This window comes from Spirillospora sp. NPDC048824 (assembly GCF_043198455.1).
GTDB lineage: Bacteria > Actinomycetota > Actinomycetes > Streptosporangiales > Streptosporangiaceae > Spirillospora.
On record NZ_JBICUS010000005.1, the window covers coordinates 51972 to 68825 of the forward strand.

A 16854-nucleotide genomic window follows, 5' to 3' on the forward strand; every position below is an offset into this window, starting at 1 on the left:
AGCGCCTTCCGGCGGGGTCTGACCCAGCGGCCGACCTTGGGTCCTCAACCCGATCGGCCGGCCCTGGCCGGGAGACGCTCGTCCGCACACGGGCGCGCTAATCCGCAACGGCAACTCCTCCCTCGACGCGACCGCGACGGGTGACTCATACGCCGCTCCGCTGGACGTGCCCCTCCACCTACATCGCGCCCGGTCTGATCGCACGAGCCGCCACATCGCGATGCCTGTCGTGTTCGCTCGTTGTCCGCTCGGCGGTTTCGAAACCGGGCTGCCCCCTGGACTCGCCGGTTCTCGATGGCCTGGCCGACGTCAGTGCTGCTTTGCCCGAGCCAGTTCGGCGCGGGTGTGGATCCGGTTGCGCTGCTTGGCGGCACGCAGGAACAACACGGTGGGCACGATGCACACCAGGATGGCGAAGATGCTGGCCTCGGGGCCGAAGGCGCCGCCGGTCAATGCCTGGGGGCCGCTGACCGAAGCGTCCAGCAGGCCGCCGGTGCCCGTTCCGGAGCCGGAGACGCTGGTGCCGAAGATGGCCAACTCGGCCACATTCCAGGCCAGGTGCACGCCGATCGGCAACCACAGCGAGCGGGTGGCGGCATAGATCGCGCCGAGCATCAGCCCGGCCTCGACGGCGATGGCCAGGGCGCCCCAGATCGTCGCGTCCTCGTTGACCAGGTGCAGGCCGCCGAAGAAGAGCGCGGAGACGGCCAGCGCGCCCCACGTCCCGGTCTTCTCCTCCAGCACCCGGAACAGCACGCCGCGAAAGGTCAGCTCCTCGACGACCGCGACACCGATCATGACGCCCAGCGTGGTCAGCGCGCCGCCGATCGAGCCCCAGCCGTGGACATGGTAGCCGCCGAACATCGCGACCAGCGCGATGGTGACCGTGAACAGGCCCAGGCCGAGGGTGGCGCCCCGCTGCAGTCCTTGCCGGGCCTGTGCGGGGGCCAACTCCTGGAGCGTGCGGCGGCCTTCCAGGTAACGCACCGCCCAGACATAGCCGGCCAGAGCGAGCCCGCCGCAGGCCACCCCGGCGATCAGGGCGGTCAGCGGAGTGGCGTCGGCGGCGCCGTTGATCGCACTGATGATCGAGGTGACGACCAGCATCAGCACGAACAGCACCGGCAGACGAACCCACGCTGACGCCGCCCACCGCGGGGGGCGGCGGTCGGCGTTCTTCCCAGTAGAGCCGGTCGGGTGGACACCGGCACCGGCCGGTCGCGGTGACTGCTGGTCGCTGAATGTCATGGCTTCCTCCTCAAGGCCCCGCCCTCTGCGGGTGGCTTCCGTTCTCGACACCGAGAAGCTACGGCCGACGAACACTGTGAGTAGTCACCAGCGAGTAAGCAGTTGCCGTGTCCGCGGGTCCCCCGAGCGAGCTACCCTCTGCCCTCTTCTGGGAGGACGGCGCAGCCGGCACCGGACGCTACGGTCACTGTGCGAGTCCGTTCGGCAGTGCGGTGCCGCGTGGTGCGGATGCCGGACGGGCGTACCGAATGGGAGTGAGCCGCCGGCCACGACCCGTTTCTCGTACCACTCGGCGTTGTACCTACCGGATCGTGAATGATGATGGAAGACCAGGCAGTTCATGAACCATCGGGCCCGGCATCGCCTGCACCGACGGATCACGTCCTCCGCACCGGACGGCCGGAAGCCGTCCGTCCCGGGACGCCGTCCCCCGGGGCCGGGGCGGAATCGAACACGCGAGACGGCGGTGCCTTCGCACGCGTAAGGCTGGTGGCCGCCGCAACCGTTCGGCTGCATTCGCTGTGGTGCTGGTGGAGATCACGCTCTACCGCCACCAGGGACGGTGAGCTCGCGCTCGTCTTCACAATGCTGTCGTTCGCGGCGCCGCTGTCGCAGGTCGCGCCGCAGTTCGGAGACCTTCCCACCCACCCCGCGTCCGTCGCGAGCGTGCTGCTGACGCTGGGGATGACACTGCCGATGGCGGTGCGTACCCGCTGGCCGGCCGCCTGCCTGGCGTTGGCGGGGACCTCTTTCGCGGTGTACGAGTGCCTCGGCTGCCCGCCGAGCTTCGGCAGCCTGGGCCTGTACATCGCGCTGTACTCCGCGGGCGCCCATCAAAACCGCCTCCGGCGGGTCGTGGCGGCAGTGGCGACGGCCGGGTACCTGGTCTTCGCCATCGCCTTGCACGAGCTGGGCTCACCTGCCGGCTTGACCGACTACCTGCTCTTCTCCATCGTCCTGGCGGTGGCGTTCGGGCTGGGTGCCATGGTCCGCGGGCGGAAGGCGCGCGAGGCCGAGCGGCGGTACCTGTTCGCTCAGGCCGCGATCGCCGCGGAACGCAGCCGCCTGGCGCGGGAGCTGCACGACGTGGTGACCCACCATGTGACCGCGATGGTGGTGCAGTCCGGAGCAGCGCAGTACCTCACCGAGTCGCCGGAGAGCGTCACCGAGGCCCTCCGCGCGATCAACGGCACCGGCCGCCGCGCGCTGGCCGAACTCCGATTCCTGCTCGGCGTGCTGGAGGCGACCGGCGATTCGGCGTCCCCGGACCTGACACCGATGCCGCGCCGGGTGCCTGATCTTGTGGAGCAGATACGAGGAGGCGGCCAGCCGATCGAACTGGTCGAGGAAGGAGAGCAGCAGGACATGGCCATAGGCGCCCGGCTCACGGCGTATCGCGTCGTGCAGGAATCGCTGACCAACGCGGTGAAGTACGCCGCCGGACGGAGGACGCTGGTGCGGCTCGCGCACACCCCCGACTGGACCGACGTCGAGGTCACCACCGCTGGGACGTCCGGCGGCGTGGCCGCGTCCTCCGCCCTCCGCGACGGCGGCCCGGGCATCTCGGGAGGCCGCGGCTTGGCCGGGCTGCGAGAACGGGTGGAGATGCTGGGCGGCGAATTCACGGCGGGGCCCGGTCCGGAGGGCGGGTTCCACGTGCACGCACGCATCCCTGCGGGAGGCGCCGCGTGAGCGTTCTCCCTGCTCCGATCAGGGTTCTGGTCTGCGAGGACCAAGCCCTCGTGCGCGCCGGCTTCGTCACGATCCTGTCCTCCCAGCCCGACATGGAGGTCGTGGGCGAGGCCGCGGACGGCCGGGCGGCGGTCCGGAGAGCGGAGGAACTGAACCCGGACGTCGTCGTCATGGACATCCGCATGCCCGTGCTCGACGGAATCGAGGCCACCCGCCGCCTGGCGGGCCCCGAATCCTCCAACCCGGTGAAGATCCTTGTCGTCACGACCTTCAACGTCGACGGGTACGTGTACGAGGCTCTGCGCGCCGGCGCCAGCGGCTTCATGCTGAAGGACGCCGCACCCCCCGAACTGATCAACGCGGTACGCACCGTCGCGCGCGGCGAATCCCTCCTGGCGCCCGTCGTCACCCGCGCGCTGATCGGCCGCTTCGCCGGGCGTCTTCGCCCCTCCACCGTCCCCGCGTCCCCCGAGCGCGACCGCCTGAAGGTCCTCACCCCCCGCGAGCACGAGGTCCTTCTTCTCATCAGCGAAGGCCTGTCGAACGCCGAAATAGCCACCGAGCTGGTCATCGGCCACGAGACCGTGAAGACCTACGTCTCGCGCATCCTCACCAAGCTGGGCCTCCGCGACCGCGTCCAGGCGGTGGTCCTGGCGTATCGAGCGGGCGTGGCGGGCGACGGAGACCGAACCTGACGACTCCCGAATCTCCGCTCCCGGAATTGACGGCGTCAACGCCGATTACTCCCGCAGAGCGCACTGGTGATCACGCGGACTGGCATCTGCTTCTGCTCGAACGCCTGGAAAGCACCGACGCCGGCCATCTGCTCGACCGGTTCGTCGCCCATCTCAGCTCGCCGGTCCCGAACTCACCTACATCCATGCCCGCCGCGCAATAAGGAACGGCTGCCGGTGTTCACCGATGAGTGCCGTCGTGCTTGATGCAGGACGACCAGGCTCACTGACGCGGCTTTCTGACTATCGGCGTACGTGCGGTGACATCATGAAATGATGAGAGGGTCTTGTGGGACTCTCATTTGCGGGCTCCGGATACCGCATTGCGTATCGGGCAGCGAGGGGGACAGCTGAAAATGGAACCGCTACGCCGATCCGATCCTCGGATCCTCGGTCGGTACCGCTTGTTCGGACGGCTCGGCAGTGGTGGCATGGGGCGGGTCTACCTGGGGCGTTCTCCCGGAGGTCGCCCGGTCGCGGTCAAAGTGATCCATCCGTCGGTCGCGGACGAGCCCGCCTTCCGCACCCGGTTCCGACGGGAGGTGGAGGCGGCGCGCCGGGTCGGCGGGTTCCACACCGCGCAGGTGGTGGACGTGGACGCCGAGGCGGACCCGCCGTGGGTCGTCAGCGCCTACATTCCGGGCCCGTCCTTGCGAGACGCGGTGAACGAGCACGGGCCGTTGCCTCCCGCGAGCGTACTGACCCTCGGCGCGGGTATCGCCGAGGGCCTGTCGGCGGTGCACGCGTGCGGGCTGGTGCATCGCGATCTCAAGCCGGGCAATGTCCTGATCGCCGCCGACGGACCGCGCATTCTCGACTTCGGTATCGCCCACCTGGACGACGCGTCCACGCTGACGGCATCGGGCGCGCTGATCGGCACGCCCGCGTACATGTCTCCCGAACAGGCGCGCGGGGACGACGACGAGCTCGGCCCGGCCAGCGACGTCTTCTCCCTGGGTGCTGTGCTGGCGTTCGCGGCCACCGGACGCAGCCCGTTCGCCGCGACCTCGATCGCGGCGGCGGTCTACCGGATCCTGGACAAGGAACCGGACCTGACCGGCCTGCCGGACCCGCTTCGCGGCCTCGTCGCCGGATGCCTCGCCAAGGCACCGGCGGACCGTCCGGACGTGGCCGAGCTGATCGAACGCCTGGCCCCGGCCGCCAGGCATGAGGACTGGCTGCCCGCGTCCATCATCGAGATGGTCACCGAACACTCGCTGACGGCACCCGACGCCGCGGCCCCGCCGCGGGGCCCCGGGATGCCGCCCGAACCCGAGACGCCACAGCCCACCGAGGTGCCGCAGGGGGGCGCCGGTCCGACCATCCCGGACAAGGCCGACGCCGCAGCGGCCATGCCCCGGCAGGCCGCCATGACCACCGTCGGGGACGGGTCGCGCGTCCGTCAAGTGGCCGGGGGCCCGCCACCGGCCGCGGACCCGGTGCCGCCCTCGGCCACGCCACGACGTCCCACGAGCGGCGAACCCTCTCGCCGCAGGTGGCTGATCGCGATTTCGGCCTCCGCCGCGGTGGTTCTACTCGTGACGACCGGTGTGGTAGTCGCCTGCGCCCCATTCGGGTCACAACCGGAAACGAATCAGCCGGGCACGGTGGTGACGACGGCCGAACCGACCAAGGCGGTGGCGACGAGGGCCAGACCGTCCAAGGCGGTGACGCCCACGGTGACGCCCGCGGTCACACCCACCAAGCCGAGGCGCACACCGACCACGTCCACGTCCCGTTCCGTGTCGTCGAGGCCGCCGGCAGGGCCGGTCGTCGCCCTCACCCGCGGCCGGACCGGCGACTACAACGAGACCTGCCAGGCGCCGGAGTGCGCGAAAATGCACATTGTGATGTCCGGCTTCGAGCCGAATACGGAGTACCACATCGAGCCTGTCTCTCCCACCGACGACTACTCCAACCCCGGCGCGACGGTGACCACGAACGGCAGCGGCTACGCGGACACGGACCGCTTCGACTACAACGGCGTGGGCGAGAAGGTCTACATCGTGGTGGAGAAGAACGGCACCGAGGTGGCCAGGTCCAAGACCATCGTTTGGCCCAGCGGCTAATGCGGACGACAGTGGACGATGGCAATCCGGCAGAGGTCGCGGCGGCCATGGCGGCCAACGTCCGCAGGTGACCGGGGGCGATCCGAATCTGGTCCAATGGCGCTAGTCCAACGAAACCGCCTAGCGGGGCTCCTCCAGCAGGTCGAGGTCCTCCGGTGTCAGGACACCGCGCACCAGCAACGCGGTGATGAGGTTGTGGTTGAGCGCGTTGCCGATCGGCGGGGGAATCTCCTTTTCCAGCAGCCCGGCCACCCGGGAACTGTGCCTCTCGCGCACGGTCTTGACGAGATGCGGGGCCACCTTTTTCGTCCAGCCTCGCTGCGGTTGGAGATGGTGAAGTTCCTCTGCGACCTGGGACCAGGTCAGCGGTTGCGGCTGCGGTTCCTGTCGTAGATAGCGCTGAGCGAGACACACCAGCACCAGGCGTTCTTCCTCTGAGAGGTCCCATGCCTTGGGGCTGTCGGTCTCGTCCTCGTGCACCGCCGGTCCGTTCGGCCACATTCGTCCGGTCGCGATCCGTACTTCGAGAAGGTGCTGCCGCCCCTCGGTCACGATGAACAGGGGCGCGTATGTGGACGGCAATTCCGCGTAATGACCACTGAGAACAATCTGTGAGTCGGGGAACCGGATCGCTCGCTTGCCGACGTTGCGCAGCACCCATTTCGAGCCTTCGCGCGTAATGGATCCGTGCCGACGGCTGACTTGCCGGTCGTCGTCACCGACACAGACATGGACGTCGCGTTCGCTGCGGCCGAACAACAGGGTGAAACCGGCGTCGGGCGCCACCCGCATACCACCGTGCGAACCCATGACGAACAGTGTTCCCTGCACCGCGGCCTGCGGAACTCCGTGGGCGAGACTGCCGAGGTCCTTTGACAGCAGGCTGACCTTCGAGCGTTCCAGGAAGCGTCCAGGTGGATCCATTGGCACGTATGGGCTCCTTTCATTCAGAGGTCGTCACCCAACCGGGTTCGGGACTTGGGCCTGGCTTGCGGCTCATGACACACCCGCCGCGATCACCCCGCGGCCTTGCCCTCGCCGTCTCACGAGCCGAGTATGCGGCAAGAGCCCGGGACCCCTCCCGGCGCGCGCCGATGTCGTTCTCGGCCGGTGCTTGCCATTCGTCACCACCAGTGCACCGGAGTCCGCACGAAGGCGCCGTCCCGCCTGGCGATCGCCGGGTGGCGTCGCCGCTCCGTCCCGCGCAGCGCGGCGGTCCTGTTCGCCCTCGCCGCCCTGCTGTCGCTGTGGCCGCCGCTCCCACCGGGAATGATCGTCGCTTCACTCGCGATCGTCATCACCGCCTGGACCGCCGAACAGCCCCGTGAAACCTGAAGCGAAGGGCGCCGTGGGACGTGGGTGACTGCACGCGTTCCCCGTCGGGGCCAGGTTCGGAGTGACCACGGATACGGCGGGCATGGTGCCCCATGAACGGATGTTGCCGAGTCGATCGCACTGAGCAGGAGAAACCGGCAGGTCGCCGGGACGGTCGCTCCGGGGAAGGGGAAGCGATGTCCGAAAGCGTCATCATCGTTGGGGCGGGACTGGCCGGGTTGGCCTGTGCCGTGCGACTGCACCAGGCCGGTGTGCCGGTTCGGATGCTGGAGGCGTCCGACGGGATCGGCGGCCGGGTGCGCACCGACCTGGTGGAGGGGTTCCGCCTCGACCGCGGTTTTCAGGTCTTCAACACCGCCTATCCCGAGGCCCGACAGGTTCTGGACTTCGCGGCTCTGGACCTCCAGCCGTTCTCGTCCGGTCTGCTGGTGTTCCGCCGAGGCCGACGGGAGCGGGTGATGCTGCCGTGGAAGCATCCCGAGCACGCGTTGAGCGGTGCCCTCGCCGATATCGGCACCTTCGGCGACAAGGCGGCGCTGGCGGCGATGACCGCCCGGGACCTGGCCGCCTCCGGTTCCTGGCTGCGCGACTGTCCCGAACGAAGCACCTACGACGAACTCCGGCTGCGGGGCCTGTCCGATGTGATGATCGACCGGCTGATGCGCCCGTTCCTGTCCGGCGTGCTGCTGGAACGCGACCTGGAGACCTCCAGCCGGTACTTCCACATGATCTGGCGGTCGTTCGTCCGCGGCACCATCACCCTCCCCGCGCTGGGAATGGGCCGCATCCCCCAGCAGCTCGCCGACCGGCTGCCCGAAGGGACGATCTCGCTCGACACGGCCGTCCAGGAGATCACCGACGACGGCGTGCGCACCGGCGACGGCTCCACCGTCCAGGCCCGCGCCGTGGTCGTCGCCACCGACCCCGTCCAGGCGGCCCGGCTGCTGCCCGAGGTCGAAGCACCCGTCATGCGCGCGGTGACGACCTTCTACCACGTGGCTCCCTCCTCACCGCTGCGTGAGCCGATCCAGATCATCGACGCCGAGGGCGTCATCACCGACACGCTGGTCCTCACCGACGCGGCCCCGCGCTACTCCCCGGACGGCCGCGCGCTCATCTCGACGTCCGTGCTCGGCCTCGACGCGGACGAATCACGCGTGCTGGAGCGGTTGACCGAGATCTACGGCGACACCTCCGGATGGCGGCTCATCGGGACCTATCCCGTCGAGGCGGCGCTCCCCGCGATGCCGCCCCCGCTGCGGATGCGGCAGCCGGTGCGGCTCCGGCCCGGACGGTACGTCTGCGGCGACCACCGTGACACCGGCTCCACCCAGGGGGCCTTGGTGTCGGGACGCCGCGCCGCGCAGGCCGTCCTCGCCGACTCCCGCCCGCGGACGACCGTCCCCATCTCGGGATGAGCGAGGGCAGCCCGGATCATGCCGGTGGGGTGGTCGCCGCCGGGTGGTGGATGTTCAGGCGGTGCGATCGGGGTCGGCGGAAGTGCGGGCGGCAAGGAGGCGGGCGAGTTCGTCGCGTTCGCGGGTGAGTTCGGCGAGCTGGTGCTGGAGTTCGAGGATGCGGCGGATGGCGGGCAGGGTCATGCCTTGGCCCACCATGCCGACGACCTGCTGGATGCGGCCGATCTCCTGGCGGGAGTAGCGGCGTTGCCCGCCGGCCGAGCGTTGGGGGGAGACGACCTGGTGGTCGTCGATGCGGCGTAGGAACGCCTGCTGCACCTGCAGCATGTCGGCGACCTGCCCGACAGTGAACAGGGCCACATGCTCGTCGTCCATGGGCAGCTTCACACTCCCCTCCTTTCTCCCGGTCGCGGTGCGGCCCGGTTCGCTTGGGCCGCTGTGCACGGCTTGGTGTATCTGCCCCTTCCGCGCCCGGGACGGGTGGCCCGTCCCGGGCGGGGACGGCATGGTGTGACCCTGAAGTGCCGTCCCCGCTCGAGCGGGACCGCGGCCGCTCGGTCCAGTCGGGTGGGTTCAGGCCTGTTGTGTCCGGTGATGTGTTCAGGCCTGGAGGGACTTATGGGTGTCGCCGCTCTGCTGAACGGCGACCTTGCGGGGCTTGGCCCGCTCCAGCACGGGGATGCGGACGGCCAGGACGCCGTTGTTGTAGGCGGCCTCGATCGCGTCGGCGTCCAGGTGCTCCGACAGGTAGACGCGGCGGGTGAAGGCGCCCATCGTGCGCTCGCGGACGAAGACGCGGTCGCCCTCGCCGAACTCTTCCTCGCGGCGCGCGGTGACGGTCAGCACGCCGCGGTCCACGGTCACCTCGATCGAGCCGGGGTCGATGCCCGGCAGGTCGAACCGCAGGACGACGTCGTCCGCGCGGCGGATCCCGTCCATCGGCATGCCCGCGCCCTCACCCCGGCCGCTCAGGCCGGCCTGGCGCACCGCCCGGTCGAACTGGCGCTCGAACTCCTGCACGAACGGGTCGATCGACGTCAGCAGCATCGTCTGTTCACCTCCGATGATTCCCCGGGGGCCTCCACGCCCCGGGATGCTTGTCCACATCGCAGGAAGAAACCTGCAATCGAGATTATAAGTATCCTGCGCCCACGGTCGTCAAGTCCGAGCCTCCGGGCGACGTCTTCGCCGGCTACTCGCGTCGGCCGAAGGCATGCCACGCTCCGCTTCGGCGCCCGGAGTCAGCGGGTGATGGTGGCCGCGCGCAGATTGCCGTCACCGGCGCCGAAGTAGACCACCCCGCCGGACACCACCGCATTGGGGTCCCGGCCGTCCGCCAGCCGCACCTTTCCCAAAGAGGCGCCGTCGCCGGCGTTCAGCAGGTGCAGTTCGCCGGACGTCGTACCGACGTAGACCGTCCCGGACGAGACGGTGAGGGACGAGCTCACCAGGGGAAGGTTACGGCGCCACTTCACCGCGCCGGTCTTCGTGTCGATGGCGAACGCCTGGCCGTTCTCCTCCTGAGGATCGGTGGCGCTGGCATAGAGAAGCCCATCGGCCACCACGGGTGGGCCTGAGTCATCGAAGTCGCGGAGGCCCGTCGGAGAACTCCACAGGCGCCTGCCGTCGCTCGCATCGTGGGCCGAGACGGTGCCGTTCTCGCCCATCGCGTAGAGGACGCCGCCGATGACGGTGAGCGACGCCGGCCTGTCGTGAACATCCTTGGCGAAAGGCACCTTCCACAACCGTTCGCCCGTGCCGGCGTTCAGCGCATGCAGTTGCGGACCCGGCTCCTCTTTGCTGCTCCCGACGTAATAGACGACGTCACCGTGGGCGGCCAGCTCCCACACGAATTCGGTTTCGTGGCTCCACAACTTCTTGCCGGTGGCGGTGTCCAGCGCCTCCACCGACGATTGCCAAATCTCGGATGTTCCGTGGTGGAAGTAGAAATTCCCTCCGGAGAGCACCTCGTCGTGCAGTGCCTGAACCGGGTGCTCCCACAGCCTGCGGCCGGTACCGGCGTCCAGCGCGAACACGCGGCCGCCGTCGAACGAGGAGTCGGTGTATCCGCTGGAGTAGATGCTGTCACCGGAAAGGAGCAGGGAGTCTCCGCTGCCCCAGGCCCCGTCGCTTTTCCACAGGCGGTCGCCGGTTCGGGCGTCCACGGCGTGGACGCTTCCGTCGCCCTCGCCGAAGTACACCGTCCCGTCCTTGACCACCGGCGTCCAGTTCGGCTGCGTTCCGTAGGACCACAGCTGCTTCAGTACCGGCGGGCGGGGCTCCGCGGCGCGGTCCGTCCCGCCTTGCCCGCCGGCGTCCGGCTCGCCGCCGGTGAGGACGAGCGTCGCGGCGGCGGTGACGAGGACGGTGACGGCGGCGAGACCCGCCAGGGCACGGTTCCGTGTGAGCCACCGCCCTCCGCGCCGGGGAAGGAGACCGGGTGGTCGGCCGGGATACGGCGCCGTCGCAACGGCCGTGGGAGCGGCGGCGGGAGTGGGGGGTGCGGGGACGGTGCGGGTGATCTCGGCCGTCAGCGGTTCGGGCAGCCAGCCGGCTCCACCGGGCGGCCACGCCCGCGACGCGCGGCCCAGTTCCCCGACCAGGCCGGGGACGGTGGGGCGCCGGTCAGGGTCCTTGTCCAGGCAGCGGGCCACGACGTCCGCCAGCCCGGACGGCACGCCGGTGAGGTCGGGGTCCCCATGGACGACCCGGTAGTTCAGGGCGTGCACCGAGCCGCCGCCGAACGGTCCGGCCCCGGTCGCCGCGTACGCCAGGACGGCGCCGAGGGCGAAGACGTCGCTCGCCGGGCCGACCGCGCCGCCCCGCAACTGCTCGGGGGACATGAAGCCGGGCGTGCCGACCATCGCCCCGGTCACCGTCAGCCGGGTGCCCTCGGACGCCAGCGCGATCCCGAAGTCGATCAGGCGCGGGCCGTCCGCGGCCAGCAGTACGTTCGAGGGCTTGAGGTCGCGGTGCACCACACCCGCGGCGTGCACGCCCTCTAGCGCTTCCGCGAGCGCGGCGCCCAGGGCCCGGACCGTCCCGTCCGGCAGGGGGCCGTGCGCGTCGATCGCGGCCTTCAGCGACAGTCCCGGCACGTACTCGGTGGCCAGCCATGGAGGCGTCCCGTCCGGGTCGGCGTCCGCCACGGCGGCGGTGAAGGGACCGCTCACGCGGCGGGCCGCCTCGACCTCCCGGACGAACCGTCGCCGGAACCCGGCGTCCTCCGCCAGCTCGGCCCGCACCACCTTCACCGCGACCGCGCGGCCACCCGGCGACGACGCCAGGAACACCTGGCCCATCCCGCCGCCGCCGAGCCGCCCGACCATCCGGTACGGCCCGAGCTGCTCCGGGTCGCCCGCCTCCAGCGGCGCGTACGCCTCCACTCCGCTTTCCCTCCCCATCAGCCGGCGTCCGAGAGCACGCGCAGAAGGTCGTCCTCCACGACGTAGAGTCGTCCGTCGATGACCCTCGGGCTTCCACCCAGATGCTCCTTCCACAGGCGGGTGCCGTCGCGGACGTCCAGGGCGTAGAGGTTCCCGGCCTCCTCGTCGTCACCGTCGCTGACGAGCACCGTCCCGTTCTCGACCGCTCGACCGTCGACAATGCTCGGACTCCCGCCCAGGTGCTCCTTCCACAGGCGGGTGCCGTCGCGGACGTCCAGGGCGTAGAGGTTCCCGGCCTCCTCGTCGTCACCGTCGCTGACGAGCACCGTCCCCTTCTCGACCGACAGCAGACGGGCCTCGTCCACTCCCGTCTTGTGCCGCCACAGCGGCTTGCCGGTGTCGGCGGCGAAGGCGCACACGTAGCCGTCGTTCTCGAAGTAGGCGACTCCGTCCGCGATCTTCGGGGCGCCGGCTCCGCCTGCGATGGCGGGGTCCCAGGAGGCGCCCTCGAAGCTCTGCTTCCACGCGTACCGGCCCGTCGCGGCGCTCACCGCGTGCAGGGAGCCGTCCTGGACGCCGTAGTAGACGATTCCGTCCGCGACGACGGGCGATGTTTCGAGCCGGTCCCCGACCTGGAGGCGCCAGAGGTCCGCGCCGGTCTCCGCGTCCACCGCGCGCAGGGTGCCGTCACTGATCACCACGAAGGCGACTCCCCCGGAGACGGTCGGCCCCTCCTTCGAGTAGCCCTCATAGGTGTTCCGCCAGATCTCCCGCCCGGTTCGGGAGTCGCGTGCGATCAGCCGGACGTCCGACGCGTAGATCTTCTCTCCGACCATCTCGACCGACGGATGAATGCCGTGGTCCTTCCACTTCCACAGCTCCTCGCCGCTGCGGGCGTCCCGGGCGTAGGTGTACTCACCGGCGCCGTAGTACACCACCGATTCGGTGGCCCCCAGGAACCGCGGGCCCGTCGGGACGCCCTCGTCAAGGGGATGCGCGTGCTTCCAGCGCAGCCGGCCGTTCTCGCTGTTCAAGGCGTACAGGCCGCCCTTCCGGTCGTCGATGAACGCCGTGCCGCCGACCACCTGCGTCAGGTCCATGTCCTCTGCCAGGGGGAAGGTCCACAGCTCCTCGCGCTGCGGCGGCCCGGCCGCCTCGGCCTTCCCGTCGTCACCGGACAGCCGGACGGCGAGGACGGCCGCCCCGATGGCGAGGACGACCGCCGCCGCGGCGGCCACCGCGGCCAGGATCCGGCGCCGCGTGGGGCCGGGCGCCCGTGCCCGTCCCGTCGAAACGGGCACGCCGGGCGGGGCGGGGACACCGGGCGGGCTGGGGCTGGGGCCGGGGACACCGGGCGGGCTGGGGCTGGGGCCGGGGACACCGGGCGGGGCGGGGACACCGGGCGGGGCGGGGACACCGGGCGGGGGCGGGAGCGGCGCGGACCGGACGCGGAGGACCTGCGCGGCCACCGGGGCGGGCAGCCAGCCCGCCTCCGTGAAGAAGCCCGCGGCCTGCCCGGTCCCCGCCAGGCGGCTCAACTCCCCGACCAGTCCGGAGACGGTGGGACGCCGGACGGGGTCCCTGGCCAGGCAGCGGGCGGCGACGTCCGCCAGCGCGGGCGGCACACCGGTCAGCTCCGGTTCCTCGTGAACGACCCGGTAGTTCAGGGCGTGGGCGTGCCCTGTCCCGAACGGGCCGGTGCCGGTCGCCGCGAACACCAGCACGGCGCCGAGGGCGAAGACGTCGCCGGCGGCGGTGACCTCGTCGGCCACGAGCTGCTCGGGTGCGATGAAGCCGGGCGTGCCGATGACCATGCCGGTCTCGGTGAGCTCGGTCGCCTCGGCCGCCCGCGCGATCCCGAAGTCGATCACGCGCGGGCCGTCCGCCGCCAGCAGCACGTTCGACGGCTTGAGGTCGCGGTGCACCACGCCCGCCGCGTGCACGCTCTCCAGCGCCTCCGCCAGCGCGGCGCCCAGCGCGAGCACCGTTCCCTCCGGCCAGGTGCCGTGCTCGGCCACCGCCGCGTCCAGGGAGACCCCGGGCACGTACTCGGTGGCCAGCCACGGCGGCGTCCCCTCGGGGTCGGCGTCGACCACGGCGGCGGTGAAGAAGCCGCTCACCTGGCGGGCTGCGTCGACCTCCCGGACGAACCGGCGCCGGAACCCCGGATCCTCCGCCAGCTCCGCCCGGATCGCCTTCACGGCGACCGCTCGCCCGCCCGGCGACAGGGCGAGGAACACGGTGCCCATCCCGCCGCCACCGAGCCGCCCGACGATCCGGTACCGCCCGAGCCCCTCCGGGTCGCCCGCCCGTACCGACGCGACACCGCTCACTCGGCTCCCTCCCCCGGCCGCGGCACCTCGGCCCGACTCGGCCGTGCCCGGCATCCGGCGCATGATCATAGTCGTGCTTCTCCATCGTCGAAGGGGCATCGGGGCGCTCGCGCCCAAGTAGACGCTTCTGCTCGACAGAGGGTTCGCCCGCATTCGCCGGACAACGGACGGGGCGATGTCTCCGACGGCCGGTACGAGGTCGTCGGCGTCCCCCGCCAGGCGGAGCCGGTTCGTCGCCGAAGCGGCGACCTGGAGCCGGTCCGGGGCGGACCTCGTGGGCGGCGCGCAGCCGGTTCCCGCCGGCGCTCCGATGCGGAGGTCAGGTGACCGTTGCGAGGAGTTGTGCGAGTTCGGTGATGACCGGGTCGGTTTCGCCGAGCCAGATGAAGTGGTGGCGATGTAGGAGTACAGGGGAATTGTGGGCCTGCGCCGGGGGCTCAGGGTCTCCGCGTCATGGGGGGAAGCGCACGGAAGACTTCCTGGGCAGCCGCCGGTCCGAGTCCAGCGCGGACGGCGTACCCCTGTGGCGGGATCGGCGCCGGGGCGGCCGAGTGGGCCTGACCCGTTCGTGACGGGGGAGGTACCAGATGGCCGCGAAGCTCAACAGCAGGCCGCCCGTCAGATTCGACAGGGGTGCGGCTCGCAGCTCCCACCCGCGCCCGTACAGCGCCGTCGACACGAGCAGCATTTGCGGGTTGGCCGTCATGATGACGAGGAATCCGACGATCAGCAGGCGGCAGCGCTGAAAGGCGATCTGTATCTGCCCCGCGGTCAGCGCGGTCGCCGTGAGGAACAGGTAGGGGTGGGGAGAAGTGGCGAGGTCCCGGAGTGGACCATCGAGCGTCACCATGCCCACGAGCGAGACCTCGGCCGCGCCGATCAGCATCCCGGCGCTGATCCCGTAGACGATGCCGCTGAGCGGCCGTTCGTGCGCACCCTTGGGTCTCAGGTCGCTGATCAGGAACAGCACGGCGGGCAAGGCGAGCGAGGGTAACATCGCGGCCAGCAGCAACGGCACCGACGGTGCCTGGTCGAAGGAGTCCGCGCCACTGGCGGCGCGGGCGTAGAGGACGATGGCCGCCGCGGCGAGCGCCAGGCAGACCACTTCGCGGAGGCCGAACCGTTCGCCCAGGCCGATGCCTGCGATGAGGGGCAGGAGCGCCAGCCCGGCGAGCATCGCGGGCTGGACGGCGGATAACGGGAGCGCCGAGAGGGCGGTGAACTGCAGCGCGAATCCCACCCCGATGACGGCGAAGCCGATCGCCCAGGTCCCGCTGGAGAGCATCGCGGCGGCGAGCGCGAAGGGCCGGTTGCCTTGCAGCGGAGGCATCTGGCCCGTGGCGCTTTTGAGGAATGCCATGCCGACGAAACAGATGCCGGTCGACAGGAACGCGACGGTCGTCGCCCAGTGTCCCAGTTGCATGATGCGCTTCTCCTCGCCATTGAGGTCCCCGGGAGCGGGCCGCGAAGGGGCTTCCAAGGCGGGGCGGGGCCAGAGCTACTTCGCGGGGTGGGCGTCGCTTTCGGCGGGCAGTGTCGTTCCTCGCAGTGTTTGCGCGGGCGGGAGGGAAGCCTGCTGTCCTGCTCGCGGTTGGGGGGCGGCCTGGTGTCCGGGGCGGGTGTCCGCGTCGCGTGGTCGAGCGGCCGGCTCGCGGACGCCGTGTGCCTCCGGCGCGGACGAGGCCGGCCGGTCGTCGGGGTCGTCGCTGTGAAGGCCCTGGGTCTCGGTCTTGAGGATGCGCGCGGATCTGCCGAGCGAGCGGGCCAGTTGCGGAAGTTTCGTCGAGCCGAAGAGCAGCAGGACGACCAGCAGGATGATGAGGATCTCGGTGGTGCCGAGGCCGGCCATGGTTTCTCCTTCGGTCAGTGTTCGGGGTGGTGGTCGGCGATCGACGGACTCCCGTGTCCCATAGCGGCTCCCTGCCGTCGCGTCGGTGACGTACACCGCCTGAACCGCCACTTTAACCGACATCTATGTCGGATAGGGTGAACGGAACGGACGATGGGAGTCAAGGCGATGGGGGAAGATCCGCCCAAGACGCGGATGCGTGGTCCGGCTCGCAGGGCTGTGATCACTGAGGCGGCGCTGGGGATTTTTGCGAGCAAGGGGTATCACGGGGCGTCGCTGGGAGAGATCGCGTCGGCGGCGGGGGTGGCGCGGACGGTGGTGTACGACCATTTTCCGTCGAAGCGGGTGTTGTTGCTCGCGGTGATGCAGGAGCAGAACGCGGCGTTGGTGGAGTACGTCGGGGCGCGGATCACGGGGGTGGGGCCTGCGCGGGAGCGGATGCGGTCCACCACGGACGCGTATTTCGGGTTTGCGCAGAGCAAGCCCGCTGCGCGGCGATTGTTGTTCGATCGGACCGATGAGGATGATCCGGAGATCCGGACGGTGCGGAGGGGGATCCGGGAGGCGCGGACGCAGGCGGTGACGGTGCTGCTGGGCGGGGATATCCGGGCGCGGGTGGGGCTGGATCCGCAGGAGCCGATCGCCGAGGCGATGGTGGAGCTTTTGATCGCGGGTTTGGATGGTGTGGCGCAGTGGTGGGAGCACCATCCCGAAATGCCGCGGTCGGTGCTAGTGGAGGGGGCCATGCGGTTGCTGTGGACGGGGCTGGGCCATGCCGAGTAGCGGCCGG

At 70.6% G+C, this 16854-nt stretch carries 14 protein-coding genes; 6 read left to right on the plus strand and 8 right to left on the minus strand.

The features are described from left to right. Positions 1-309: 309 nt before the first annotated feature. Positions 310-1122: a CPBP family intramembrane glutamic endopeptidase gene (locus ACGFIS_RS11375; protein WP_392970413.1), complete on the minus strand. Its 813-nt coding sequence runs from the start codon at positions 1120-1122 to the stop codon at positions 310-312. 711 nt (positions 1123-1833) lie between these two features. Here ACGFIS_RS11375 and ACGFIS_RS11380 point away from each other — a divergent pair. From ACGFIS_RS11380 to ACGFIS_RS11390, 3 genes are all read left to right on the plus strand, one after another. Then, positions 1834-2940 (plus strand): sensor histidine kinase, encoded by a 1107-nt coding sequence (locus ACGFIS_RS11380; protein WP_392913041.1) that lies wholly within the window; start codon positions 1834-1836, stop codon positions 2938-2940. After that, positions 2937-3635, plus strand: coding sequence for a response regulator (locus tag ACGFIS_RS11385; RefSeq protein ID WP_392970416.1), 699 nt, complete (start codon positions 2937-2939; stop codon positions 3633-3635). Before ACGFIS_RS11380 ends, ACGFIS_RS11385 begins: the two co-directional genes overlap by 4 nt. Before the next feature lie 395 nt (positions 3636-4030). Next, complete coding sequence (locus ACGFIS_RS11390) at positions 4031-5743, plus strand: serine/threonine-protein kinase (RefSeq protein ID WP_392913043.1); 1713 nt, start codon at positions 4031-4033, stop codon at positions 5741-5743. A 120-nt stretch (positions 5744-5863) separates the two neighbouring features. On the opposite strand, the gene ACGFIS_RS11395 is transcribed toward ACGFIS_RS11390, so the two are convergent. After that, positions 5864-6667 (minus strand): FHA domain-containing protein, encoded by an 804-nt coding sequence (locus ACGFIS_RS11395; RefSeq protein WP_392970779.1) that lies wholly within the window; start codon positions 6665-6667, stop codon positions 5864-5866. Positions 6668-6853: 186 nt separating this feature from the next. On the opposite strand from ACGFIS_RS11395, the gene ACGFIS_RS11400 reads away from it, so the two are divergent. Further along, positions 6854-7078, plus strand: a complete 225-nt coding sequence (locus ACGFIS_RS11400) for a hypothetical protein (RefSeq protein ID WP_392970419.1) — start codon at positions 6854-6856, stop codon at positions 7076-7078. 176 nt (positions 7079-7254) lie between these two features. After that, positions 7255-8496 (plus strand): NAD(P)/FAD-dependent oxidoreductase, encoded by a 1242-nt coding sequence (locus ACGFIS_RS11405; RefSeq protein ID WP_392970422.1) that lies wholly within the window; start codon positions 7255-7257, stop codon positions 8494-8496. 54 nt (positions 8497-8550) lie between these two features. On the opposite strand, the gene ACGFIS_RS11410 is transcribed toward ACGFIS_RS11405, so the two are convergent. The 6 genes from ACGFIS_RS11410 to tatA all read right to left on the minus strand — a co-directional run bounded on the left by ACGFIS_RS11410 (position 8551) and on the right by tatA (position 16064). Continuing rightward, positions 8551-8883 carry a MerR family transcriptional regulator gene (locus ACGFIS_RS11410; RefSeq protein ID WP_392913047.1) on the minus strand — a complete coding sequence of 111 codons (333 nt, stop codon included), beginning with the start codon at positions 8881-8883 and terminating at the stop codon, positions 8551-8553. A gap of 213 nt (positions 8884-9096) precedes the next feature. Beyond that, positions 9097-9543, minus strand: coding sequence for an Hsp20/alpha crystallin family protein (locus ACGFIS_RS11415; RefSeq protein WP_392913049.1), 447 nt, complete (start codon positions 9541-9543; stop codon positions 9097-9099). A gap of 194 nt (positions 9544-9737) precedes the next feature. Then, a complete protein-coding gene (locus tag ACGFIS_RS11420; protein WP_392970424.1) occupies positions 9738-11900 on the minus strand; it encodes a PQQ-binding-like beta-propeller repeat protein in 2163 nt (720 codons plus the stop codon). Further along, on the minus strand, positions 11900-14215 hold the full coding sequence (locus ACGFIS_RS11425; RefSeq protein ID WP_392970427.1) for a PQQ-binding-like beta-propeller repeat protein: 2316 nt from the start codon (positions 14213-14215) through the stop codon (positions 11900-11902). The genes ACGFIS_RS11420 and ACGFIS_RS11425 overlap by 1 nt, the downstream gene beginning before the upstream one ends. 451 nt (positions 14216-14666) lie before the next feature. Then, positions 14667-15638 (minus strand): hypothetical protein, encoded by a 972-nt coding sequence (locus ACGFIS_RS11430; protein WP_392970430.1) that lies wholly within the window; start codon positions 15636-15638, stop codon positions 14667-14669. Positions 15639-15713: 75 nt separating this feature from the next. Beyond that, positions 15714-16064, minus strand: a complete 351-nt coding sequence (tatA, locus tag ACGFIS_RS11435; RefSeq protein ID WP_392913060.1) for a Sec-independent protein translocase subunit TatA — start codon at positions 16062-16064, stop codon at positions 15714-15716. Positions 16065-16217: 153 nt separating this feature from the next. Between tatA and ACGFIS_RS11440 the strand changes: the two genes are divergently transcribed. Next, a complete protein-coding gene (locus ACGFIS_RS11440) occupies positions 16218-16847 on the plus strand; it encodes a TetR/AcrR family transcriptional regulator (RefSeq protein ID WP_392970433.1) in 630 nt (209 codons plus the stop codon). Positions 16848-16854: the final 7 nt, after the last annotated feature.